General features: G+C 63.6%; 19 protein-coding genes. 10 read left to right on the top strand and 9 right to left on the bottom strand.

Translation table 11 applies throughout. The features are described 5' to 3' along the window. The first annotated feature begins 45 nt into the window (after window positions 1-45). The 5 genes from kdpB (at window position 46) to pepT (ending at window position 7,547) form a co-directional block, all read left to right on the top strand. Entirely contained in the window at window positions 46-2,133 is a 2,088-nt protein-coding gene (gene kdpB / locus GVL52_RS18790; protein WP_160009908.1) for a potassium-transporting ATPase subunit KdpB, read from the top strand. Window positions 2,134-2,145: 12 nt separating this feature from the next. Next, window positions 2,146-2,715 (top strand): potassium-transporting ATPase subunit KdpC, encoded by a 570-nt coding sequence (kdpC, locus tag GVL52_RS18785; RefSeq protein WP_160009906.1) that lies wholly within the window; start codon window positions 2,146-2,148, stop codon window positions 2,713-2,715. Between the two features lie 120 nt (window positions 2,716-2,835). Beyond that, window positions 2,836-5,544, top strand: coding sequence for a sensor histidine kinase KdpD (locus tag GVL52_RS18780; protein WP_160009904.1), 2,709 nt, complete (start codon window positions 2,836-2,838; stop codon window positions 5,542-5,544). Next, a complete protein-coding gene (locus GVL52_RS18775; RefSeq protein WP_160009902.1) occupies window positions 5,541-6,269 on the top strand; it encodes a response regulator transcription factor in 729 nt (242 codons plus the stop codon). Before GVL52_RS18780 ends, GVL52_RS18775 begins: the two co-directional genes overlap by 4 nt. Before the next feature lie 45 nt (window positions 6,270-6,314). After that, window positions 6,315-7,547 (top strand): peptidase T, encoded by a 1,233-nt coding sequence (pepT, locus tag GVL52_RS18770; RefSeq protein WP_160009900.1) that lies wholly within the window; start codon window positions 6,315-6,317, stop codon window positions 7,545-7,547. Window positions 7,548-7,608: 61 nt separating this feature from the next. Here the strand turns inward: pepT and GVL52_RS18765 are convergent, their stop codons facing one another. Further along, window positions 7,609-9,231 (bottom strand): ABC-F family ATP-binding cassette domain-containing protein, encoded by a 1,623-nt coding sequence (locus GVL52_RS18765; protein WP_160009898.1) that lies wholly within the window; start codon window positions 9,229-9,231, stop codon window positions 7,609-7,611. A gap of 219 nt (window positions 9,232-9,450) precedes the next feature. On the opposite strand from GVL52_RS18765, the gene GVL52_RS18760 reads away from it, so the two are divergent. Beyond that, window positions 9,451-11,520 carry an ATP-dependent helicase gene (locus GVL52_RS18760; RefSeq protein ID WP_160009896.1) on the top strand — a complete coding sequence of 690 codons (2,070 nt, stop codon included), beginning with the start codon at window positions 9,451-9,453 and terminating at the stop codon, window positions 11,518-11,520. A 280-nt stretch (window positions 11,521-11,800) separates the two neighbouring features. Here the strand turns inward: GVL52_RS18760 and GVL52_RS18755 are convergent, their stop codons facing one another. From GVL52_RS18755 to GVL52_RS18745, 3 genes are read right to left on the bottom strand one after another with little or no spacing between them, the layout of a single operon-like run. Beyond that, window positions 11,801-12,595, bottom strand: a complete 795-nt coding sequence (locus GVL52_RS18755) for an anti-sigma factor (RefSeq protein ID WP_160009894.1) — start codon at window positions 12,593-12,595, stop codon at window positions 11,801-11,803. Continuing rightward, window positions 12,592-13,197 carry an RNA polymerase sigma factor gene (locus GVL52_RS18750; protein WP_160009892.1) on the bottom strand — a complete coding sequence of 202 codons (606 nt, stop codon included), beginning with the start codon at window positions 13,195-13,197 and terminating at the stop codon, window positions 12,592-12,594. The genes GVL52_RS18755 and GVL52_RS18750 overlap by 4 nt, the downstream gene beginning before the upstream one ends. Window positions 13,198-13,226: 29 nt before the next feature. Then, window positions 13,227-13,772 (bottom strand): tetratricopeptide repeat protein, encoded by a 546-nt coding sequence (locus tag GVL52_RS18745; protein ID WP_160009890.1) that lies wholly within the window; start codon window positions 13,770-13,772, stop codon window positions 13,227-13,229. 180 nt (window positions 13,773-13,952) lie between these two features. Between GVL52_RS18745 and GVL52_RS18740 the strand changes: the two genes are divergently transcribed. The 4 genes from GVL52_RS18740 (at window position 13,953) to GVL52_RS18725 (ending at window position 18,184) form a co-directional block, all read left to right on the top strand. After that, window positions 13,953-15,005, top strand: coding sequence for a type III polyketide synthase (locus GVL52_RS18740; protein ID WP_160009888.1), 1,053 nt, complete (start codon window positions 13,953-13,955; stop codon window positions 15,003-15,005). After that, window positions 15,002-15,505 carry an isoprenylcysteine carboxyl methyltransferase family protein gene (locus GVL52_RS18735; RefSeq protein ID WP_160010136.1) on the top strand — a complete coding sequence of 168 codons (504 nt, stop codon included), beginning with the start codon at window positions 15,002-15,004 and terminating at the stop codon, window positions 15,503-15,505. Before GVL52_RS18740 ends, GVL52_RS18735 begins: the two co-directional genes overlap by 4 nt. Window positions 15,506-15,580: 75 nt before the next feature. Continuing rightward, complete coding sequence (locus GVL52_RS18730) at window positions 15,581-16,828, top strand: FAD-binding oxidoreductase (RefSeq protein WP_160009886.1); 1,248 nt, start codon at window positions 15,581-15,583, stop codon at window positions 16,826-16,828. Between the two features lie 132 nt (window positions 16,829-16,960). After that, window positions 16,961-18,184: a YeeE/YedE family protein gene (locus GVL52_RS18725; protein ID WP_160009884.1), complete on the top strand. Its 1,224-nt coding sequence runs from the start codon at window positions 16,961-16,963 to the stop codon at window positions 18,182-18,184. Between the two features lie 75 nt (window positions 18,185-18,259). Here the strand turns inward: GVL52_RS18725 and GVL52_RS18720 are convergent, their stop codons facing one another. Genes GVL52_RS18720 through GVL52_RS18700 form a run of 5 tightly spaced genes read right to left on the bottom strand, consistent with a single transcriptional unit; the run spans window position 18,260 to window position 22,440 of the window. After that, the gene (locus tag GVL52_RS18720) at window positions 18,260-18,793 is read right to left on the bottom strand and encodes a gluconokinase (protein ID WP_160009882.1); all 534 of its coding nucleotides are present in this window, start codon (window positions 18,791-18,793) and stop codon (window positions 18,260-18,262) included. A 53-nt stretch (window positions 18,794-18,846) separates the two neighbouring features. Continuing rightward, entirely contained in the window at window positions 18,847-19,683 is an 837-nt protein-coding gene (locus tag GVL52_RS18715) for a dipeptide ABC transporter ATP-binding protein (protein ID WP_160009880.1), read from the bottom strand. Continuing rightward, window positions 19,680-20,534 (bottom strand): ABC transporter ATP-binding protein, encoded by an 855-nt coding sequence (locus tag GVL52_RS18710; protein ID WP_160009878.1) that lies wholly within the window; start codon window positions 20,532-20,534, stop codon window positions 19,680-19,682. Before GVL52_RS18710 ends, GVL52_RS18715 begins: the two co-directional genes overlap by 4 nt. Window position 20,535: 1 nt before the next feature. Continuing rightward, on the bottom strand, window positions 20,536-21,426 hold the full coding sequence (locus GVL52_RS18705; RefSeq protein ID WP_160009876.1) for an ABC transporter permease subunit: 891 nt from the start codon (window positions 21,424-21,426) through the stop codon (window positions 20,536-20,538). Between the two features lie 9 nt (window positions 21,427-21,435). After that, window positions 21,436-22,440 (bottom strand): ABC transporter permease subunit, encoded by a 1,005-nt coding sequence (locus GVL52_RS18700; RefSeq protein ID WP_160009874.1) that lies wholly within the window; start codon window positions 22,438-22,440, stop codon window positions 21,436-21,438. Window positions 22,441-22,462: the final 22 nt, after the last annotated feature.

Genomic DNA, 22,462 nt, shown 5'->3' with positions numbered 1-22,462 from the left:
GTCTGCCGGTCGCCACACCCTCGTCTCAAACGCTGGAGTTCTCTTATGAGCCAGGCAAAATCCGTGAGCATCCTCGATGCCCGCATTCTCATTCCGGCCGTGGGCGGCGCTTTCAAGAAGCTGAACCCGCGCGCGCTTGCCAAGAACCCCGTGATGTTCGTCGTTGCCACCGTCTCGGCGCTCACCACGGTCCTGTTCGTCCGTGACCTGATGATGGGCGGCAGCAATCTCGGCTTCTCCTTCCAGATCAACCTCTGGCTCTGGTTCACCGTGCTGTTTGCCAACTTCGCCGAAGCCGTCGCCGAGGGCCGCGGCAAGGCGCAGGCGGATTCGCTGCGCAAGGCGCGCACCGAAACGCAGGCCAAGCTTCTGACCGGCAACAATGGCACTGGCTATCGCATGGTGCCGGGCACCAGCCTGAAGGTCGGCGATATCGTGATGGTCGAGGCCGGCGATATCATTCCGTCGGATGGCGAAGTGATCGAAGGCGTCGCCTCCGTCAACGAGGCGGCGATAACAGGCGAATCCGCACCGGTCATTCGTGAATCCGGCGGCGACCGCTCGGCTGTCACAGGCGGCACGCAGGTGCTGTCCGACTGGATCCGCGTGCGCATCACCGCGGCTGCCGGCTCGACCTTTATCGACCGGATGATCGCGCTGGTGGAAGGTGCGGAACGGCAGAAGACGCCGAACGAGATCGCGCTCAACATCCTGCTGGCCGGGATGACGCTGATCTTCGTGCTGGCCACCGCGACGATCCCGAGCTTTGCCGCCTATGCCGGCGGCTCGATCCCGATCATCGTGCTGGTGGCGCTGTTCGTGACGCTGATACCGACGACCATCGGTGCGCTTCTCTCGGCCATCGGTATTGCCGGCATGGACCGACTGGTGCGCTTCAACGTGCTGGCGATGTCCGGCCGCGCCGTGGAAGCGGCCGGCGACGTCGATATCCTGCTGCTCGACAAGACCGGCACAATCACGCTCGGCAACCGCCAGGCGACCGCATTCCACCCGGTGCGTGGCGTCTCCGAGCAGGAGCTGGCCGATGCGGCACAGCTGGCATCGCTCGCCGACGAGACACCGGAAGGTCGCTCGATCGTGGTGCTTGCCAAGGAGAAATACGCGCTGCGTGGCCGCGACATGACCAGCCTGAAGGCGACTTTCGTGCCGTTTACCGCGCAGACGCGAATGAGCGGTGTCGATGTCGAGGGCTCGTCGATACGCAAGGGTGCGGTCGATGCGGTGCTTGCCTATGTCGATGGTGGCGCGGTGCTGGCGTCCGGGAATACCGCCGTGGCGCTGCGTTCCAACTCGGACACGGTGCGCGAGCTGCAGGCCATTGCTGACGAGATCGCCAAGGCTGGCGGCACGCCGCTGGCGGTTGCCCGCGATGGCCGTCTGCTTGGCGTCATCCAGCTGAAGGATATCGTCAAGGGTGGCATCCGCGAACGCTTTGCCGAGCTGCGCCGCATGGGCATCCGCACCGTGATGGTGACCGGCGACAACCCGATGACGGCGGCAGCAATTGCGGCCGAAGCCGGTGTCGACGATTTCCTGGCGCAGGCAACGCCCGAAAACAAACTGGCGCTGATCCGCGAAGAACAGGCCAAGGGCAAGCTCGTCGCCATGTGCGGCGACGGCACCAATGACGCGCCGGCGCTGGCGCAGTCCGATGTCGGCGTCGCCATGAACACCGGCACGGTTGCAGCGCGTGAAGCGGGCAACATGGTCGATCTCGACAGCGATCCGACCAAGCTGATCGAGATCGTCGAGATCGGCAAGCAGCTGTTGATGACCCGCGGGGCGCTGACGACGTTTTCGATCGCCAACGACGTCGCCAAGTATTTCGCCATCATCCCGGCGATGTTCCTGTCGTTCTATCCACAGCTGAAGGTGCTGAACGTGATGGGACTGGCCACACCGCAGAGCGCCATCCTGTCGGCAATCATCTTCAACGCGCTGATCATCATCGCGCTGATCCCGCTGTCGCTGCGCGGCGTGCGTTACCGCCCGGTCGGCGCAGGCGCCCTGCTGTCGCGCAACCTGCTCATCTACGGCCTCGGCGGCATCCTCGTTCCGTTCGTCGCCATCAAGGCGATCGACATGCTGATCACCACAATTGGCCTGGTATAAGGAAACACGACCATGTTGAAACAACTCCGTCCGGCGATCGTGATGATCGTCGCCACCACCGTGATCACCGGCCTCGTCTACCCGCTTGCCATGACCGGCGCCGCCCAGGCGCTGTTCCCCGCCAAGGCCAATGGCAGCCTGATTGAGAAGGACGGCAAGGTGATCGGCTCGACGCTGATCGGCCAGGCGTTTACCGGCGAAACCTACTTCCACGGCCGGCCATCGGCTGCCGGCGACGGCTACAATGCGGCCAGCTCCAGCGGCTCCAACCTCGGGCCAACCAGCCAGAAGCTGCTCGACCGGGTGAAGGCCGACTATGCGGCGGCGAAGACGACCAATCCCGATGCGGCGGTGCCGATCGATCTGGTCACGGCATCGGGCAGCGGTCTCGATCCTGACGTTTCGCCGGAGGCTGCCTATTTCCAGGTGCCGCGCGTCGCCAAGGCACGTGGCTTGGACGAGGCCAAGGTGAAAGCGCTGGTGGATGGTGTGGTCGAGAACCGCGAGCTCGGCTTTCTCGGCGAGCCTGTCGTCAATGTTCTCGCATTGAACCAGAGGCTTGATGCTTCTATGAGTCAGTAAAAGCAGGGGGTTGGCCACCACTTTGAGCACCCCTCATTCCTTTGACGAGCACAGGGATGAGGGAGAACTTGAGGTGATGCCGAGCCCTGTATCCGGCCTCGTCAGAAAGAACCGAACCGCATGCCAGACGACAATCGCGAGCAGGCCGGCAGGCCATCGCCCGATGCGCTGCTTGAGAAAGCGCGGGCGGAGACGCGTGGGCGGTTGAAGATCTTTCTGGGGGCGGCACCCGGCGTCGGCAAGACATACGAAATGCTGGCCTCCGGCCATGCAAAGATCTCCGACGGTGTCGATGTCGTGGTCGGCGTGGTCGAGACCCACGGCCGCAAGGAAACGCAGGCGATGCTGGCCGGTTTCGAGATCGTGCCGCGGGTGACTGTGGACTACAAGGGCCGGCGGCTGGAGGAGATGGATATCGATGCCATCCTCGCCCGCAAGCCGGATCTGGTGCTGGTCGATGAACTCGCCCACACCAATGCCGAGGGCAGCCGGCATCCGAAGCGCTATCTCGATGTGAAGGAACTGCTCGACCGCGGCATCGACGTCTATTCGACGCTGAACATCCAGCATGTCGAGAGCCTGAACGACGTGGTCTCGCAGATCACCCGCATCCGGGTGCGCGAGACGGTGCCGGATTCGGTGATCGACATGGCTGACGATGTCGAGATCATCGACCTGACGCCCGATGACCTGATCAAGCGGCTGCATGACGGGAAGGTCTATGTGTCGAAGACCGCCGAGAAGGCGCTGACCAACTATTTCACCCCGGGCAACCTGACGGCGCTGCGCGAACTGGCGCTGAGGCGCACCGCCCAGCGGGTGGACGACCAGCTGCTGACGCACATGCAGGCGCATGCGATCTCCGGGCCGTGGGCCGCCAGCGAGCGGGTGCTGGTGTCGGTCGATCATCATCCTGTTTCGGCGTCGCTGGTGCGCTATGCGGCGCGGATGGCCTCGCGGCTGCGTGCGCCTTGGGCGGCGGTCTATGTCGAGACCAATCGCTCGATCAATCTGTCCGAGGCAGAGCGCGACACGCTGGCCGCCAATCTCAGGCTCGCCGAACAGCTCGGCGCCGAGGCGATCACCGTTCCGGGTCGCGAGACCTCGGAAGAGCTGGTCCGCTATGCGGCCTCAAACAACGTCACCCACATCGTCATTGGCGCGCCGAAACAGCCGGCGTGGCGGGAGTGGTTCTCGCCATCCTCCGCCAGCCAGCTGATCCGCAAAGCCGGCGATATCAGCGTTCATGTGATCTCTGGCGACGAGACGCGGGCAACGTCACAGCGCGGCGTGAAGACGGCTACGGCCACGCCTGCCTTCGAGATCCGCGCCTATCTGCTGGCGACACTCTACGTGGCGATTGCGCTTGTTGTCGGCATCGTGCTCGATCAGGTGCTCGACGTGCGCAATCTGGCGCTGGTGTTCCTGATGGCGGTGCTGACCTCCGCTGTGCTGCACGGGCTGCGGCCGGCGCTGTTTTCGTGTCTGCTCGGCGCCTTCTCGTTCAACTTCTTCTTCCTGCCGCCGCGCTATACGCTGACGATCAGCGATCCAGAAAGCGTGCTGGCGCTGTTCTTCTTCCTCGGCGTCGCCATCGTTGCCAGCAACCTGACGGCCACCGTCCAGCGGCAGGCCTCGGCCGCGCGGCAAAGAGCGCGGACAACCGAAGACCTCTACCTGTTTTCCAAGAAGCTCGCCGGCACCGGCACGCTCGACGACGTGCTGTGGGCGACAGCGTTCCAGCTGGCCTCGATGCTCAGGGTGCGGGTGGTTCTGCTTCTGCCCGAGGACGGGACGATTGCGGTCAAGGCCGGCTATCCGCCTGACGATACGCTCGATGATGCCGATATCGCCGCGGCGCGCTGGGCCTGGGAGCACAATCACGCTGCCGGCCGTGGCGCCGATACGCTGCCCGGCGCCAAGCGCCTCTATGTGCCGCTGCGCACCGGTCGCGCCGCCGTCGGCGTCATCGGCCTCGACAGCGACCGGCGGGACGGGCCGCTTTTGACACCGGAGCAACAGAGGCTGCTCGATGCGCTGGCCGACCAGGCAGCCCTTGCAATCGAGCGCATCCAGCTGGTGGCCGATGTCGACCAGGCGAAGCTTGCGGCAGAGGCCGACCGGCTGCGCTCGGCGCTGCTGACCTCGATCTCGCACGACCTGAAGACGCCGCTGGCTGCCGTGCTCGGTGCATCGACAACACTGCGCGACTACTTCGCCTCGATGACCGAGGAGGATCGCAAGGATCTGCTCTCGACCGTGGTCGATGAATCCGAGCGGCTCAACCGCTTCATTGCCAATCTGCTCGACATGACCCGGATCGAGTCAGGGGCGATGGAGCCGAATTATGCGCTGCACGATGTCGGCGATATCACCGGCAGCGCGTTGCGTCGGGCGGCGAAGATCCTGGCGCATCATGGCGTGCATGTGACGATCCCAGCCGATCTGCCTGTCGTGCGCGTCGATCCCGTGCTGTTCGAGCAGGTGCTGTTCAACCTGCTCGACAATGCCGCCAAATATGCGCCGGAGGGATCGACCATCGAGATCAGGGGGTGGACCGGGACCGGCAATGTCATGGTGCAGGTATCGGACAGCGGACCGGGCATTCCGCCCGGCGATCTCGACCGGGTGTTCGACACGTTCTACCGGGTGCGCAAGGGCGATCAGGTGCGGGCCGGCACCGGGCTTGGCCTGTCGATCTGCCGCGGCTTCATCGAGGCGATGGGTGGCACGATCACTGCCGGAAACCGCACCGACCGATCGGGCGCCGTGTTCACCATCCGGCTGCCCAGACCCAACGACGTTGCGAGAATGGAAGATTTGAGATGACCGGTTCGCCCGTAAAAATCCTCGTCGTCGATGACGAGCCACCCATCCGCAAGCTGCTGCGCGTCGGGCTGACGGCGCAGGGCTACGAGGTGCACGAGGCGCCGAATGCCGCGACCGCGCGTGATGTCGCCAAGCAGGCCGCGCCCGATCTGATCGTGCTGGATCTCGGCCTGCCCGACATGCCGGGCTACGAGCTGTTGCGCGAATGGCGCGAGCAGGGACTGGCGACGCCCGTCGTCATCCTGTCGAGCCGCACCGACGAGGCAGGGATCGTCAAGGCGCTGGAGACCGGGGCCGACGACTATGTGACCAAGCCGTTCGGGATGAACGAGCTTGGCGCCCGCATCCGCGTGGCGCTGCGCCACCGGCTGCAGCAGCAGGGCGAGAAGGCGGTGTTTCGCACCGGCGGGCTGTCGATCGATCTGGTCAAGCGGATGGTCAAGGTCGATGACCGCGAGATCAAGCTGTCGCCGAAGGAATACGATATACTCAGGGTACTGGCCCAATATTCCGGCAAGGTGCTGACGCACCAGTTCATGCTGAAGCAGATCTGGGGACCGGCCGCCGACGTGCAGTATCTTCGTGTCTATGTGCGCCAATTGCGGCAGAAGATCGAGGCGGCGCCGGATCAGCCGCAATACATCACCACCGAGACCGGCGTTGGCTACCGGCTGCGCGAGGCTGATCTGCCGGCCAGCGAAAATGCTTCACCGAATGGCGGATGAGGTCTACACCAGTCGGTATTTGATAGATCTGAATTGGACCGCGCCATGACCGATACCGTTACCGATCGTTTCCTCCGCTACGTCGTCATCGACACCCAATCCGACCCGCAATCGCCAAGCCAGCCCTCCACCGAGAAGCAGAAGGACCTCGGCCGGGTGCTGGTCGAGGAGCTTTTGGCGATCGGGCTTTCGGACGCGCATCTCGACGAGCATGGCTATATCTACGCGACCATCCCTTCCAACACGAGCAAGCCGGTTCCGGTGATCTGCTTCTGCTCGCACATGGATACGGCGCCCGACTTCAGCGGCACCAATGTGAAGCCGCAGATGGTGAAGAGCTATGACGGCGGCGATATCCGGCTGATCGGCGATCCCGCGCAGGTGATCCGGGTCAGTGAGCATCCGGAGCTGAAGAACCAGATCGGCAACGACATCATCACCACCGACGGCACGACGCTGCTTGGCGCCGACGACAAGGCGGGCATTGCCGAGATCATGACGGCGGCACAGTTCCTGGTCGCCCATCCAGAGATCAAGCACGGGACGATCAAGATCCTGTTCACGCCTGACGAGGAGATTGGCCGCGGGGTCAACAAGGTCGATCTCGTGAAGCTCGGCGCGGCCTTCGCCTATACGATGGATGGCTCGACCGCGGGGCATATCGAGGACGAGACGTTCTCGGCCGATGGCGTGGAGATCACGATCCAGGGCGTCGCCATCCATCCGGGCTTTGCCAAGGACAAGATGGAGAATGCCATCAAGATCGCCGGCGCGATCATCGACCGGCTGCCGAAAGACATGGGGCCGGAGACGACCTCGGGGCGAGAGGGCTTCATTCATCCGACCGGCGTGACCGGATCGATGGAGAAGGCGGAGATCGACCTGATCATCCGCGATTTCGACAATGACGGGCTCGCCACCAAGGAAGCCATGCTGGAAGCGATCGTGAAAGAGGTGATGGCCGGCTATCCGGGCTCGAGCTACAGCTTCAAGGTCACCCAGCAGTATCGCAACATGAAGGACGTGGTCGACCAGCATCCGGAGATTGTCGAGCACGCCGTCGAGGGCATCCGCCGGGCCGGGATGGAGCCGGTGCGCGGCAGCATTCGCGGCGGCACCGATGGATCGCGACTGTCGTTCATGGGCCTGCCCTGCCCCAACATCTTCGCCGGCGGCCACGCCTTCCACTCGCCGCTCGAATGGGTGAGCCGGCAGGACATGGAAAAGGCCGCGAAGACGATCGTCGAGATCGCCAGGGTTTGGGAAGAGCGCGCTTAGCGATTTCGCATAAAAAATGCCGGGCTTTGCGGCCCGGCATGATTATCTAGCTGCTACAAACTTAGCTGCGCAGACCCGGCGCTTCCTGGCCGGTGCGCTCGACATATTCGGTGTAGCCGCCGCCATACTGGTGAATGCCCTCGGGCGTCAGTTCGAGAACGCGGTTCGACAATGCGGCCAGGAAGTGGCGATCATGCGAGACGAAGAGCATGGTGCCCTCGTATTGCGACAGCGCCTTGATCAGCATTTCCTTGGTGTCGAGATCCAGGTGGTTGGTCGGCTCGTCGAGGACGAGCAGGTTGGGCGGGTCGAACAGCATCTTGGCCATGACCAGACGCGCCTTCTCGCCACCCGACAGCACCCGGCACTTCTTCTCGACGTCATCGCCGGAAAAGCCGAAGCAGCCGGAGAGCGCGCGCAATGGCGCCTGGCCGGCCAGCGGGAAGCTGTCCTCCAGCCATTCCAGAACCGTGCGCTCGCCATCGAGCAGGTCCATGGCGTGCTGGGCGAAATAGCCGAGCTTGACGCTGGCACCGAGCGCAACACTGCCCTGATCCGGATCGGTGGAACCGGTGACCAGCTTCAGCAGCGTCGATTTGCCGGCGCCGTTGATGCCCATGATGCACCAGCGCTCCTTGCGGCGGACCATGAAGTCGAGGCCTTCATAGATCGTGCGGCTGCCGTATTTCTTGTAGACGTTCTTCAGGTTGATGACGTCTTCGCCGGAGCGCGGTGCCGGCAGGAAGTCAAAGGCCACCGTCTGGCGGCGCTTCGGCGGCTCGACGCGGTCGATCTTTTCCAGCTTCTTGACGCGGCTCTGCACCTGCGAGGCATGCGAGGCACGGGCCTTGAAGCGCTCGATGAACTTGATTTCCTTGGCCAGCATTGCCTGCTGACGCTCGAACTGGGCCTGCTGCTGCTTTTCGTTCTGGGCGCGCTGCTGCTCGTAGAAGCCGTAGTCGCCGGAATAGGAGGTCAGCTGGCCGCCGTCGATCTCGATGATCTTGCTGACGATGCGGTTCATGAACTCGCGGTCATGCGAAGTCATCAGCAATGCGCCGTCATAGTTCTTCAGGAACTCTTCGAGCCAGATCAGGCTTTCCAGATCCAGATGGTTGCTCGGTTCGTCGAGCAGCATGACATCGGGGCGCATCAGCAGGATGCGGCCGAGCGCCACGCGCATCTTCCAGCCGCCCGACAGGCCGCCGACGTCGTTGTCCATCATCTCCTGGGTGAAGCTGAGGCCAGCCAGCACTTCGCGGGCGCGGCCTTCCAGCGCGTAGCCGTCGAGCTCCTCGTAGCGCGCCTGGACTTCGCCGTAGCGCTCGATGATGCGGTCCATCTCGTCGAGCTTGTCGGGGTCGACCATCTCGGCTTCGAGTTCGCGCAGCTCGGCTGCGACGATGCTGACGGGGCCTGCCCCTTCCATGACTTCGGCGGCGGCGCTGCGGCCTGCCATTTCGCCGACATCCTGGTTGAAGTAGCCGATCGTCACGCCCTTCTCACCCTGAACATTGCCCTCGTCGGGCTGTTCCTCGCCGGTGATCATGCGGAAGAGCGTGGTCTTGCCGGCGCCGTTCGGGCCGACGAGACCGATCTTCTCGCCCTTGTTGAGCGCTGCCGAAGCCTCGATGAAGAGGATGCGGTGGCTGTTCTGCTTGCTGATATTTTCGATGCGGATCATGGTGGGGAGCGGTCCAAAAACAGGTTTTCGGCGCCCTTATGCCATGCAACACCCGATATGTCGCCCGTTTTCCGCACTGCACCAAATCAATGACTGCAGGCGTTTGCCTGTGGTGACAGCGGTTCGGGACTTCCAAACATCAGCAAGCGCTGTTACGTTCCACCTTTGTTCCGAGTCGCGCTATGTCACGCGATGGCGATGCGAGAGGCTGGAGAATCAATGCAGGCGGCGGCCTATCTTGAGAAACTGAACGAGCAGCAGCGTCTGGCCGTCGAGCACGGCGTCGGTCCGGGACCGGACACCACAGGCGGGCCACTGCTGATCATCGCCGGCGCCGGATCGGGCAAGACCAACACGCTGGCGCACCGGGTGGCGCATCTGATCGTCAACGGAGCCGATCCGCGTCGCATCTTGCTGATGACATTCTCGCGGCGGGCGGCATCGGAGATGGCGCGGCGGGTCGAGCGGATCTGCAAGCAGGTGCTCGGCGCCAATGCGGCGGTGATGACCGATGCGCTGACCTGGGCCGGCACCTTCCACGGCATCGGCGCAAGGCTGCTTCGGATCTATGCCGAGCAGATCGGCCTGAACGTCGATTTCACCATTCACGACCGCGAAGACAGCGCCGACCTGATGAACCTGATCCGGCACGAGCTTGGATTCTCGAAGACCGAAAGCCGGTTTCCGACCAAGGGGACGTGTCTCGCCATCTATTCGCGCACGGTCAATTCCGAGACGCCGCTCAACGAGGTGCTGAAGACCTGGTATCCCTGGGTTGCCACATGGGAGGCGCAGCTGCGCGAGCTGTTCGGCTGCTATGTCGAGGCCAAGCAGGCGCAGAACGTGCTCGATTACGATGACCTGCTGCTCTACTGGGCGCAGATGGTCAGCGATCCCGAGCTGGCCGAGGATATCGGCGGGCGGTTCGACCATGTGATGGTCGACGAGTATCAGGATACCAACAGGCTGCAATCCTCGGTGCTGATGGCGCTGAAGCCTGGAGGCCGCGGGCTGACCGTGGTCGGCGACGATGCGCAGTCGATCTACTCGTTCCGGGCTGCGACGATCCGCAACATTCTCGACTTCCCGAAGACCTTTTCGCCGCCGGCCGACATCATCACGCTCGATCGCAACTATCGCTCGACGACGACGATCCTGGCTGCCGCCAACGGCGTGATCGATCTGGCGCGCGAGCGGTTCACCAAAAACCTCTGGACCGACCGGCAATCGGAGGAGCGGCCGAAGCTCTTGACGGTCAAGGACGAGAACGATCAGGCCGGCTATATCGTCGAGCAGGTGCTGGCCAACCGCGAAGTCGGCATGACGCTGAAGCAGCAGGCGGTGCTGTTTCGCACCTCCAGCCATAGCGGGCCGCTGGAGGTCGAGCTGACCCGACGCAACATTCCCTTCGTCAAGTTCGGCGGGCTGAAGTTCCTCGATTCAGCGCATGTCAAGGACATGCTGGCGATCCTGCGGTTTGCACAGAACCCGCGCGACCGGGTTTCCGGCTTCCGGCTGCTGAAGATGCTGCCGGGGATCGGGCCGCAGACGGCAGGCAAGATCCTCGAGACGATCGCTGTCGACCCCGAGCCGCTGATGGCGCTGGCCGAAATCCCGCCACCGGCAAAGACCGGCGAGAGCTGGCCGGCGCTGGTGCAGCTGCTGGAAGGCCTGCGCCGCTCCGGCTCGCAATGGCCAGCCGATATCGCCCAGGCGCGGGAATGGTATGAGCCGCATCTCGACCGCATCCACGAGGATGCCGACACCCGCAAGGCCGACCTCTTGCAACTCGAGCAGATCGCGTCGGGCTATGCCAACCGCGAACGCTTCCTCACCGAACTGACGCTCGATCCGCCGGATGCGACCAGCGACCAGGCCGGCGTACCGCTGCTCGACGAGGACTATCTGATCCTCTCGACGATCCATTCGGCCAAGGGGCAGGAATGGCGGGCGGTGTTCATGCTGAATGTCGTCGATGGCTGCATTCCGTCCGATCTTGCGGTGGGCACGACGCACGAGATCGAGGAAGAGCGGCGGCTGCTCTATGTCGGGATGACGCGTGCCAAGGACAATCTGACGCTGATCACCCCGCAGCGCTTCTTCACCAGCGGCCAGCACGGCCAGGGCGACCGGCATGTCTATGCCTCCAGGACGCGGTTCATTCCGGTGACGCTGCTGCAGTATTTCGAGACGGCGGCCTGGCCTGTGGTGAGCGCTTCGGCTTCGGAGCGGAGCACGAAGCAGATCCGGGTGGATGTGGGCGCGCGGATGCGGACGATGTGGCGGTAGGGGTTTGCGGGCCGGTGTGGTGGTGCCGTCTGGCGGTCAATGCGGTGCCGTGTGGCCCCCTCATCCGACCCTTCGGGCCACCTTCTCCCCGTTGGGTAGAAGGGGAAGCAAGAGGCGAGCTTCTCGCACTATCTTTAGCGTTGGAGCATGCCGTAGCAACATGCCTCTTCTCCCCAACGGGGAGAAGGTGCCGGCAGGTCAGGTGCAACTCGTTGCACCGGGGATGAAGGGGCTGCGCCCGCCGACAGCAGCGAATCCAGCCACGACGCAGCACACCGCGTCAAACCGCCAGCCGCGTCCTCGCATCCTCGGCAATCGCCTGCATCCGTTCCAGCGGCGCATGGCCGATCAGCATGAAGGCGTGCGCGGCGTTCGACCAGTAGACCACGTTCATGCCCCTGCGGCCCTCCACCTGCGGGCCCTTCACGCCACCATCCGAGCGGACGATGCAGAGCGCCATTGGGCCAGTCTCCGGGTCGAGATAGGCGATCTGGGCGAGCGGCTGGTCATCATACTGCAACAGCAGAGCCCGCTTGAAATCAACACCTGGCAACGAGACCGCTTCCGGCGACAACGATAGGCCAAGCTTACTTTCGAGCACCGCCAGTTGCGCCGCCTGCACTTCGCTCGAGGGAACGGGACCGGCCAAAGTATCGGGGGTATAGAGCGCGATGTATTCGGCAACGACGGCGCGCCACTCGCTGCCTTCGTCCCTGGCAGTGAGACGCCTGTGCAGGCCGATGAAGGCGCGGTCGGCGACCACGCCGGCAACCAGGCATGCGGCAAGTGCGCCGAGGAAGCCGCGTCTGCCGGCGCGAACCGGGGCGGGCAGTTGTTGTTCGCTGGGGAGGTCAGGCAGCATCGCCTCGAGTTTGGCTTTCGGCGCCTCTGCAAGCAAAGAGGCGAAGGCCTGCGTGAAGGGCAGGTTGCTGCGCGACAGGAATTCGAGCCGTTCGGCAACACGCTCGTCCGTCTCCAAAATCACGTCGAGCCGGGCCACCTGATCCGGTGTCAGCTCGCCGTCGAGATAGGCGGTCAGCTGTTCGTCGGAGGGGAAGATCTGGTCTTCGCTCATCGGGCGCCCTCCTCTGCAATGTTGCCGGCGAGCTTTGCCCGGGCGGCGGCAAGGCGGCTCATCACTGTTCCGATCGGGATATCCAATATGCCGGCCACTTCCTTGTAGGACAGGCCTTCCACATAGGCCAGAAACACCGCGGCGCGCTGGGCGTCGGGCAGCGCATTGACCAGTCGCAGCACCTGGTTTGCCATCACATGGGTCTCCGTCTCATTGGCGCCATCGACGACGAGTACCTCCTCGGCATCGACGAAGCCCTGCCCCTGGCGCACCCGGCGCGCGCGGATTTCGTTCAGCCAGATCGAATGGAGGATCGCAAACAGCCAGCGATCGAGCCGCGTGCCGGCCTGAAACTGCGCGGATCGCTCCAGCGCCCGGACGCAGGTCTGCTGCACCAGATCATCGGCCACGTCGCGGCGGTGCGACAGGACCAGGCCATAGCGCCAGAGCCGCGACAGGTTCTCCGTCAGGCCGCTCCTGATGTCTGCTTCGCTTGCGATGGCCGCCTCCGCCACAGGGGATCTATCAGACCGCGCCGGGTTTACCGGCGGGGTCTGTTGGGTGTGACTATAGGCAGGAATCGTGGTGTAGGCGACCGTCATCGGCATGTCCTCACGCGCCCGCCGGTCACTCAGATCTTCGACGGATCGATGATCGCTTCGTTGAGATCCTGGTATTCCTCGCAGCCGGTGCCGCACAGCGTCTTGATGGTGTTCAGCTGATCCCTGGCCAGATCGATCCGGCCTTTCACCACATAGGCTTCGCCGAGATATTCGCGGACCTTGGCATATTTCGGATCGAGCTCGACCGACTTCAGGTAATAAGAAATCCCTTCATCGGTGCGTCCGAGCTTACGCGTGGCATAGCCGCGATAGTTCAGCGCCTCAGCCGTGTTCTGGTCCTTCAGCGTGTCGAGCATGGCCAGCGCCTCGTCATAGCGGCCGGCCTTGGCCAGCGAGTAGGCGTATTCGGTGCGGTTGTCCTCGGTGATGTTGGCACTCGACTGCTTGACGCATTTCTGCGCCTTCTTGTCGTAGACCTGGCCATTCTTGCAGACCGGTGTGGTCGTATCGCCATTGCTGTCGCCACCGGCAGCGAAGACAGGGGTCGAAAGAGCGAAAGCAGCGATGGTGCCGCCGAGCAGCAGGGATGCGATCCGTAAAGTTGCTGATGTCATGAGATATCTCCTTCAGGGATAGTTGGGACAACGGGGTTGCGGCGGATGAACACCGTGGCTGCGAGGTTTATTCGGTGGGCGTGCTGATTTTTTCGATCACGATGTTGTGACAATGGCAGACTGAATTAATTGGCGCTTCGCGTGTTGTCCCTTGGCGTCGGGAGCAAAGAGGAGCATTCCGTGAATGACACTGTGAAGTTACTGAGCCTTGCGGTTGCCGCGCCCGACAACATCATCACCCAGAAGGAAGCCGTTGAGACTTCCGCGCGGCTGTTTTCAGAGCGCCTGAGGGACTTCGCACGTCTGGCGCCGGTCTTCGACAATGCCGGCATCCGCACCCGCCATGCGGCGCGGCCGCTTTCCTGGTTCACCGAGCCGCATGGCTGGCAGGACCGCATGGAAGCCTATGGTGAGGTGGCGCGCAGCCTGTTTCTGGAGACAACGACGAAGGCGCTCGATCGGGCCGGCCTGAAGGGATCGGATGTCGACTGCATCGTCACGGTCTCCTCCACCGGTATCGCGACACCGAGCCTCGATGCGCAGCTGGCCGGCATGCTCGGGTTACGCCCCGACATCGAGCGGGTGCCTGTGTTCGGGCTCGGCTGTGCTGCCGGCGTGTCGGGCCTTGCGATTGCCGCGCGGTTTGCCAGGGCAAGGCCCGGCGCCACGGTGCTGTTCGTTTCGATCGAACTCTGCACGCTGGCGTTCCGGCTGGATGAGCTGACGCGGGCGAACATCATTGCCACGGCTCTGTTCGGCGATGGCGCTGCCGCCTGCGTGCTGCGGGCCGGCGAAGGCGGGATCGCCGAGGTGGAATCGACCGGTGAGCATCTGTTTTCCGATACGCTCGGGATCATGGGCTGGAAGATCGACGACAACGGCTTTGGCATCGTGCTTGATCAGGCGCTGCCACCGTTTGCCGAGAAGGAGCTGGGGCCGGCGGTCGATGGCATTCTCAAGCGCAACGGGCTCTCCCGAAACGATATCGACCGCTTCATCTGTCACCCGGGCGGTACCCGTGTGCTGGCGGCGCTGGAAAGCGCATTGTCTATCCCATCGGAGGCGCTCGATCATGAGCGCGCGGTGATTGCCGAATACGGCAACATGTCGTCTCCAACAATCCTGTTCGTGCTGGAGCGGGTGTTGCGTGACGGACTGCCGGCGCGCGCGGCGATGATCGCGATGGGACCCGGTTTCTCCGCCAGTTGCGTGACGCTGAAAAGGATCGGCTGATGGAACCGTCGATCGCGCTGCTCGGTTTCGTCACGCTGCAGCGACTGGCCGAGCTTGTGATCGCCCGCCGCAACACCCGTGCGCTGCTGGCGCGGGGCGCAACCGAGGTCGGGGCGGCGCATTATCCTGTTATGGTGGCGCTGCACAGCTGCTGGATTGCCGGGCTGTGGGTGCTGGGGTTCGGACAGCCGGTCGAGGCGGTGTGGGTTGCGATCTTCGCCGTGCTGCAGCTGGCTCGGCTGTGGATTCTGGCGACGCTTCGGGAACGGTGGACCACCCGGATCATCGTGCTGCCGGGGGCGCCGCTGGTGCGCAGCGGGCCGTACCGCTTCGTGACGCATCCGAACTATGTGGTGGTGGTCTGCGAGATCGCGGTGCTGCCGCTGGCGCTGGGCCTGCCGATCTTTGCCGCCGTTTTCTCGGTGTTGAACGGGCTGATGCTCGCCGTTCGCATCTCCGCCGAGAACCGCGCGCTGAGCGGTGCAATGTTTTTGAAATGAATGCGATTTTTCGTTTGCGTGCAGCGCACTGGAAGAGCATTTTCGCCGCATAATCAGCTTGGGTTTCGCGGGAAAATGACGAAGAACGTAATTGTGCTTGGCGCCGGCATCGTCGGTGTATCGACGGCCATTCATCTGCAACGACGCGGGCGGCAGGTGACGCTGATCGACCGCCATCAGCCCGGCAACGGCACATCCTTCGGCAATGCCGGCCTGATCCAGCGCGAGGGCGTCGTGCCCTATGGCTTTCCGCAGCAACTGGGGCTGCTCGCCCGTTATGCCTTCAACAATCGTATCGATGCGCATTATCATCTGAAGGCCCTGCCGGGGCAGCTGTCGTTTCTGGCGCGCTACTGGTGGAACTCCAATGCCAAGCGGCATGCGATGATCTCCAAGGCCTATGCACCGCTGATCGAGCACTCGATTTCGGAGCATCACGACCTGATCGAGGCGTCGCAGGCCGAGCATCTGATCCGCAAGAATGGCTGGATGGAGATATTTCGCACGGCCGAGAAGCGCGATGCGGAATTTGCCGAAGCAGAGCGGCTGCAGAAGGAATTCGGCCTCGGCTTCGAACCGCTGACCGCCAGCGACCTGGCGCGGCAGGAGCCCGATCTCAACCTCGGTTTCGTCGGCGGGCTGAAGTGGCGCGATCCGTGGTCGGTTCTCGATCCGCAGGCGCTGACGGCGGCCTATCGCCGCTATTTCGAGAGCATCGGCGGCCGGTTCGTCCATGGCGATGCCAACTCCTTCGGCCGGTTCGGCGCCGGCTGGAAGATCGCCACCGATGACGGCCCAGCCGAGGCAGACGAGGCGGTGATTGCGCTCGGGCCCTGGGCTGCCACGGCCACGCGGCGGCTCGGCTATGCCTTGCCGCTCGGCGTCAAGCGTGGCTACCACATGCACTATTCGGCCAAGGGCAATGCGGTGCTGAACAACACCATGATGGATGCGGAAAAGGGCTACGTGATGGCGCCGATGAACCAGGGCATCCGGCTGACGACGGGGGCGGAGTTTGCGGCGATGAATGCGCCGAAGACGCCGGTGCAGCTCGACCGTGCCGAGGCTGTCGCCCGCACCGTTTTTCCGCTCGGCGAGCGGCTCGATCCCGAACCCTGGATGGGCGCCCGCCCCTGCACGCCGGACATGATGCCCGTGATCGGCAAGGCACCGCGCCACGAGGGGCTGTGGTTCGCCTTCGGCCATGCGCATCACGGGCTGACGCTCGGGCCGGTGACCGGCAGGCTGGTGGCGGAGCAGATGACCGGCGAAAAGCCGTTGATCGACATCTCGGCCTATTCGCCGCAGCGTTTCAACCCGTGAACCCTCTCGGGTTTCGTAATTAAGGAGACAATGAGAACGGGAATCCGCAGGCAGGGCGGATTGCGCAAACTCATTCCTACACGAGAGACCTGACATTTATTATAAGATGCGGGAAACACTAGGAAATCTCCCATGTCCATCGCTTCCTCCTCCCCTGCTCTCGATACACGCGAGCCATCGCTCGGCACGCCCGGCCTCGGTTCGCTGCTGGTGCTGGTTCTCGCTACGCTGCTGCTCGGCTATTTCTATGGACCGGCGCAGGGTGCGCTGTTCCTCGTTGGCGGCGCGCTCGGTATCGCGCTCTATCATGCCGCCTTCGGCTTCACCTCGGCCTGGCGCGTGTTCATCATGGATGGGCGCGGGCGCGGCCTGCGCGTGCAGATGATCCTGCTTGCCATTGCCGTCGTGCTGTTCTTCCCGTTTCTGGCCAGCGGCACGCTGTTCGGCCATGAGGTGAAGGGGTCGGTGTCGCCGGCCGGTATCGGCGTCATCGTCGGCGCCTTCATGTTCGGCATCGGCATGCAGCTCGGCGGCGGTTGCGCTTCCGGCACGCTGTTCACCGCCGGCGGCGGCAATGCCCGCATGCTGGTGACACTGCTGTTCTTCGTGATCGGCTCGGTGCTCGGCACGGTGAACTTCGATTGGTGGGTCAGCCTGCCGTCGCTGCCGCCGACATCGCTGGTGACGACGTTCGGTGCAGCCGGCGGCATTGCCGTGTCGCTCGCCATCTTCGCTGTCATCGCCGGCATCACCGTGCTGGTCGAAAAGCGCTGGCATGGGACGCTGGAAAAGGAAGCACCGGCTCCGCGTCAGGGTCTGGCGCGCGTGCTGCGTGGCCCTTGGCCGCTGGTGCTTGGCGCCGTGGCGCTGGCGCTGCTCAACTTCGCAACGCTATCGATCGCCGGCCGCCCATGGGGCATCACCTCGGCGTTCGCCCTCTGGGGTGCCAAGGGTGCGCAGCTGATCGGCTTCGACCCGACCGCCTGGGCTTACTGGCAGTCGCCGGGTAACGCCAAGGCGCTGGCCGATAGCGTGTTTGCCGATATCACCTCGGTGATGGATTTCGGCATCATTGCCGGCGCCATGCTGGCTTCGTCGCTGGCCGGCCGGTTTGCGCCGAGCTGGGATATCCCGCTGCGCTCGGTGCTGGCCGCTGTGATCGGCGGCTTGCTGCTCGGCTATGGTGCACGCATCGCCTATGGCTGCAACATCGGCGCCTACTTCTCCGGCATCGCGTCCGGCAGCGTGCATGGCTATCTCTGGGCCGTGGCCGCTTTTGCCGGCAACGTCATCGGCGTGAAGCTGCGGCCGTATTTCTTCTTCGAGAAGAAGATCCTGCTGCGCAACGACGGATAAGTCATTTCCGGCGAACAGAAGATCGCCGGAAATCATCTCGGGTTTCGCTGGCGCGCGGTTCCTGACGGAACGGCTTCAGGACACACCCAAACCCTTGAGATCGCGGAGCGCTGTCTTCGCGATCTCGTCGATCGTCATGTCGATATCGACCGTCACCACGCCGGGCTCGCCCGTCGGCACTTCCAGTGTCGCCAGCTGGTTTTCGAGCAGCGACAGCGGCATGAAGTGGCCTTTGCGCTCGCCCATGCGCCTGGTCAGCAGTTCGTCGGAGCCGTGCAGGTAGACGAAAAACAAGTCTCCATCGACGGCGGCACGCAGCCGGTCGCGGTAGCTGCGCTTCAGCGCCGAGCAGGAAACGACGATCCCCTCGTGGCGATCAAGCGCCGCCTTCATGGTCTGGCCGATGACATCGAGCCAGGGCATGCGGTCCTCGTCGGTGAGCGGAATGCCCTTCGACATCTTCTCGACATTGGAGGCCGGATGCAGCGCGTCGCCTTCGGCAAATTCGACGGCGAGCGCCTGCGCGATCGCCACGCCCACGGAAGACTTGCCGCAGCCGCTAACCCCCATGACGATGATGGCATGGGGGTGCGTGTTGTGTCCTGACATTGCTATTCTCACTCCTCACTCCGGCACGATCCGCCGAAGCCGGAGACCCAGGCCTACGACGCGATGGCCGCATGCTTGCGGGCCAGACGGGCCCTGATGGTCTCGACATCGGCGCGCGGCGTCGCCGCGAACAATGTCTTGGTATAGCTGTGCTGCGGATCATTGAAAACCTGATCTCGCGTGCCGTACTCAACAGCTTCGCCGTAGTACATGACCATGACGTCGTCGGCCATATAGCGGACGACCGAGAGGTCGTGGCTGATGAAGACGTAGGTCAGGTTCAGCTCGTCCTGCAGGTCGGCGAGCAGGTTCAGCACCTGCGCCTGCACCGACAGATCGAGCGCGGAGACCGGTTCGTCGAGAACCAGGAGCCGCGGGTTGAGCATCAGGGCGCGGGCAATCGCAATGCGCTGGCGCTGGCCGCCGGAGAACATGTGCGGGTAGCGGTTGAAGTGGACCTCCTGCAGGCCGACCTTCTTCAGCATCGACATCGCCAATGCACGGCGCTCGGCAGCGGGCGTGTTGGTGTTGATGATCAGCGGCTCCATCAGGATGTCGCCGATCTTCTTGCGCGGGTTGAGCGAGCCGTAGGGGTTCTGGAAGACAATCTGCACCTTGCGGCGCATATCGGGCGTCAGATCGCCGGCGGCGATATCGACCTTCTTGCCGTCAATGAACAGTTCGCCGTCGCTGGCCGGGTCGATCATGGTGATGATGCGGGCGAGCGTGGACTTGCCACAGCCGCTTTCGCCGACGATTGCCAGGGTCTTGCCCTGCTCGACCTTGAAGTTGACGCCCTTGACGGCGTGCACGGTCTTCTCTTTCTTGAACAGGCCGCCCGGCAGATAGTAGTTGCGGACGATATTCTTGCCTTCGAGAACTGGCGTCATTGGGCAGCTCCCCCCACGGTTTTATCCGGATTGAAAATCTCGCCGATGGTCGGCAGGCGGTCACCGGTGGCATTGTCGGGCAGAGCCGACAGCAGCGCGCGGGTGTAATCGCTCTTCGGGGCTTCGAAGAGGGAGAGCACGTCGGCCTCCTCCATCTTGCGACCCTTGTACTGGACGATGACGCGATCGGCGGTTTCGGCCACGACACCCATATTGTGGGTGATCATGATCAGGCCCATGCCGTGCTCGACCTGGAGGCGCATCAGGAGATCGAGGATCTGCTTCTGGATCGTCACGTCGAGTGCCGTCGTCGGCTCGTCAGCGATCAGCAGCTTCGGATTGCAGGCGATGGCGATGGCAATCATCACACGCTGGCACTGGCCACCCGACATCTGGTGCGGGAAGTGGCCGAGGCGCTCGGCGGGGTTGGGAATACCGACGGCCTCGAACAGCTCGATGGCGCGCTTGCGGCGGGCCGACTTGTTCATGCCAAGGTGGATGCGCAGAACCTCCTCGATCTGGAAGCCGACGGTGAAGCACGGGTTAAGGCTGGCGATCGGCTCCTGGAAGATCATCGACATGTCCTTGCCGATAATCTTGCGCCGCTCGCTTGGCGACATGCCGAGCAGGTTGCGGCCGTCGAAGATCAGCTTGTCGGCGGTGACCTTTGCCGTCCAGGGCAGGAGGCCCATGGCGGCGAGCATCGAGACCGACTTGCCGGAGCCGGATTCGCCGACGATCGCCAGCACTTCGCCGGCATCGACCTTCATCGACACGCCATCGACGGCGCGGAAGGTGCCGGTCGAGGTCTGGAACTCGACGACGAGGTTTTCAATTTCGAGAAGTGCCATATCAGGACCTCTTCAGTTTGGGATCGAGCGCATCGCGCAGGCCGTCGCCCATCAGGTTGATGGCGAGAACGGTGATGAGGATGCAGAGACCCGGGAAAGTGACGAGCGACGGCGAGCTCTGGAAGAACTCGCGGGCATCGGCCAGCATCGTGCCCCACTCAGGTGTCGGCGGCTGTGCGCCCATGCCGAGGAAGCCCAGCGCCGCCGCATCGAGGATCGCTGCCGAGAAGGCGAGCGTTGCCTGGACGATCAGCGGTGCCAGGCAGTTCGGCAGGATGGTCTTGAACATCAGCCGCAGCGTGCCGGCGCCGGCGACGCGGGAGGCGACGACATATTCCTTCTCACGCTCGCTGATGACGGCTGCACGCGTCAGGCGGACGAAGTGCGGCTGGTTGACGATCGAGATGGCGATCATGGCGTTCAGCAGGCCGGGACCGAGAACGGCGACCAGCACGAGGGCCAGAAGCAGCGACGGGAAGGCCAGGATGATATCCATGACGCGCATGATGATGGTATCGGTGCGGCCGCGGAAATAGCCGGCAAACAGGCCGAGCAGCACGCCGGCGACCGCCGACAGCGAGGCGACGACGAGGCCGATGAACAGCGAGAAGCGGGTGCCGTAGATCAGGCGGGACAGCATATCCCGGCCGACGGCATCGGTGCCGAGCAGGAACGAGCTGTTGCCGCCTTCCGACCATGCCGGCGGCAGGCGCTGCATGCCGCTATAGGGCACGATCGGATCGTGCGGCGCGACGATCGGTGCAAAGATCGCCATCAGCAGCACGAAGAGAAAGACGACGAGGCCGATGACCGCGCCCTTGTTGCGAGAGAAATAGTACCAGAACTCCGACAGGGCGGAGGGCTGGGCAGACTTGGTGTTTGTCGTGCTCATGTGCCGCTCCTAGTGCCTGATGCGTGGGTTGATGAGACCATAGGTGAGATCGACGAGCAGATTGACCAGCATGATGATGCCGGCGATCAGCAGCAGACCGCCCTGCACGACCGTATAGTCACGCTTGAACACGGCATCGACCATCCACTTGCCGATACCCGGCCAGGAGAAGATGGTTTCCGTCAGGATCGCCCCCCCCAGCAAGACGCCCACCTGCAGGCCGATCGAGGTGATGACCGGGATCATCGCATTGCGCAGCGCATGGACGCCGACGACGCGCAGAGGCGCAAGGCCCTTGGAGCGCGCGGTGCGGACATAGTCTTCGCCGAGAACCTCCAGCATCGCCGAGCGCGTCTGGCGGGCAATGACGGCGAGCGGGATGGTGCCGAGCACGATGGTCGGCAGGATCAGCGACTGGAAGGCCGACTTGAAGGCGCCGGCCTGGCCGGAGATCAGGCTGTCGATCAGCATGAAGCCGGTGACAGGCTTGAAGAAATACATCAGCGAGATACGGCCGGAGACCGGCGTCCAGTGCAGCGTATTCGAGAACAGCACGATGAGCAGCAGGCCCCACCAGAAGATCGGCATCGAATAGCCGACCAGGGCCACACCCATCACGCCCTGGTCGAACCAGGTCCCCCGCTTGACGGCGGCGAAGATGCCGGCCGGGATGCCGAGGATGACGGCGAACAGCATGGCGCAGATCGACAGTTCCAGCGTTGCCGGGAACAGCGAGCGGAACTCCTGTAGCACCGGCCGCTTGGTGACGATCGACGAGCCGAGATCACCCTGCACGAGATTACCGAGGTAATCGAGGTACTGGACGTAGACGGGCCGGTCGAGACCGAGATCGTGCATGATTTCGGCGTGGCGTTCCGGCGCCATGACGCGCTCGCCCGACATCAGCATGACCGGATCTCCGGGCAGCAGGCGGATGAACGCGAAGGCGATGATGGAAACACCGAGGAAGGTGGGGATCAGGACCGCAAGGCGCCCGATGAAAAATCGAAACATGTCATATGTCCATATTAGTCCG

This window comes from Rhizobium sp. 18055 (genome assembly GCF_902706285.1).
GTDB lineage: Bacteria > Pseudomonadota > Alphaproteobacteria > Rhizobiales > Rhizobiaceae > Rhizobium.
Note: the sequence above shows the minus strand (reverse complement) of the source record. Positions and strands in the feature narration are given on the sequence as shown.

Bases quoted from the DNA above. Each gene is read 5' to 3' on its own strand.
- kdpB (WP_160009908.1), top strand. From the start codon at position 46: ATGAGCCAGGCAAAATCCGTGAGCATCCTCGATGCCCGCATTCTCATT.
- kdpC (WP_160009906.1), top strand. From the start codon at position 2,146: ATGTTGAAACAACTCCGTCCGGCGATCGTGATGATCGTCGCCACCACC.
- GVL52_RS18780 (WP_160009904.1), top strand. From the start codon at position 2,836: ATGCCAGACGACAATCGCGAGCAGGCCGGCAGGCCATCGCCCGATGCG.
- GVL52_RS18775 (WP_160009902.1), top strand. From the start codon at position 5,541: ATGACCGGTTCGCCCGTAAAAATCCTCGTCGTCGATGACGAGCCACCC.
- pepT (WP_160009900.1), top strand. From the start codon at position 6,315: ATGACCGATACCGTTACCGATCGTTTCCTCCGCTACGTCGTCATCGAC.
- GVL52_RS18765 (WP_160009898.1), bottom strand. From the start codon at position 9,231: ATGATCCGCATCGAAAATATCAGCAAGCAGAACAGCCACCGCATCCTC.
- GVL52_RS18760 (WP_160009896.1), top strand. From the start codon at position 9,451: ATGCAGGCGGCGGCCTATCTTGAGAAACTGAACGAGCAGCAGCGTCTG.
- GVL52_RS18755 (WP_160009894.1), bottom strand. From the start codon at position 12,595: ATGAGCGAAGACCAGATCTTCCCCTCCGACGAACAGCTGACCGCCTAT.
- GVL52_RS18750 (WP_160009892.1), bottom strand. From the start codon at position 13,197: ATGACGGTCGCCTACACCACGATTCCTGCCTATAGTCACACCCAACAG.
- GVL52_RS18745 (WP_160009890.1), bottom strand. From the start codon at position 13,772: ATGACATCAGCAACTTTACGGATCGCATCCCTGCTGCTCGGCGGCACC.
- GVL52_RS18730 (WP_160009886.1), top strand. From the start codon at position 15,581: ATGACGAAGAACGTAATTGTGCTTGGCGCCGGCATCGTCGGTGTATCG.
- GVL52_RS18725 (WP_160009884.1), top strand. From the start codon at position 16,961: ATGTCCATCGCTTCCTCCTCCCCTGCTCTCGATACACGCGAGCCATCG.
- GVL52_RS18720 (WP_160009882.1), bottom strand. From the start codon at position 18,793: ATGTCAGGACACAACACGCACCCCCATGCCATCATCGTCATGGGGGTT.
- GVL52_RS18715 (WP_160009880.1), bottom strand. From the start codon at position 19,683: ATGACGCCAGTTCTCGAAGGCAAGAATATCGTCCGCAACTACTATCTG.
- GVL52_RS18710 (WP_160009878.1), bottom strand. From the start codon at position 20,534: ATGGCACTTCTCGAAATTGAAAACCTCGTCGTCGAGTTCCAGACCTCG.
- GVL52_RS18705 (WP_160009876.1), bottom strand. From the start codon at position 21,426: ATGAGCACGACAAACACCAAGTCTGCCCAGCCCTCCGCCCTGTCGGAG.
- GVL52_RS18700 (WP_160009874.1), bottom strand. From the start codon at position 22,440: ATGTTTCGATTTTTCATCGGGCGCCTTGCGGTCCTGATCCCCACCTTC.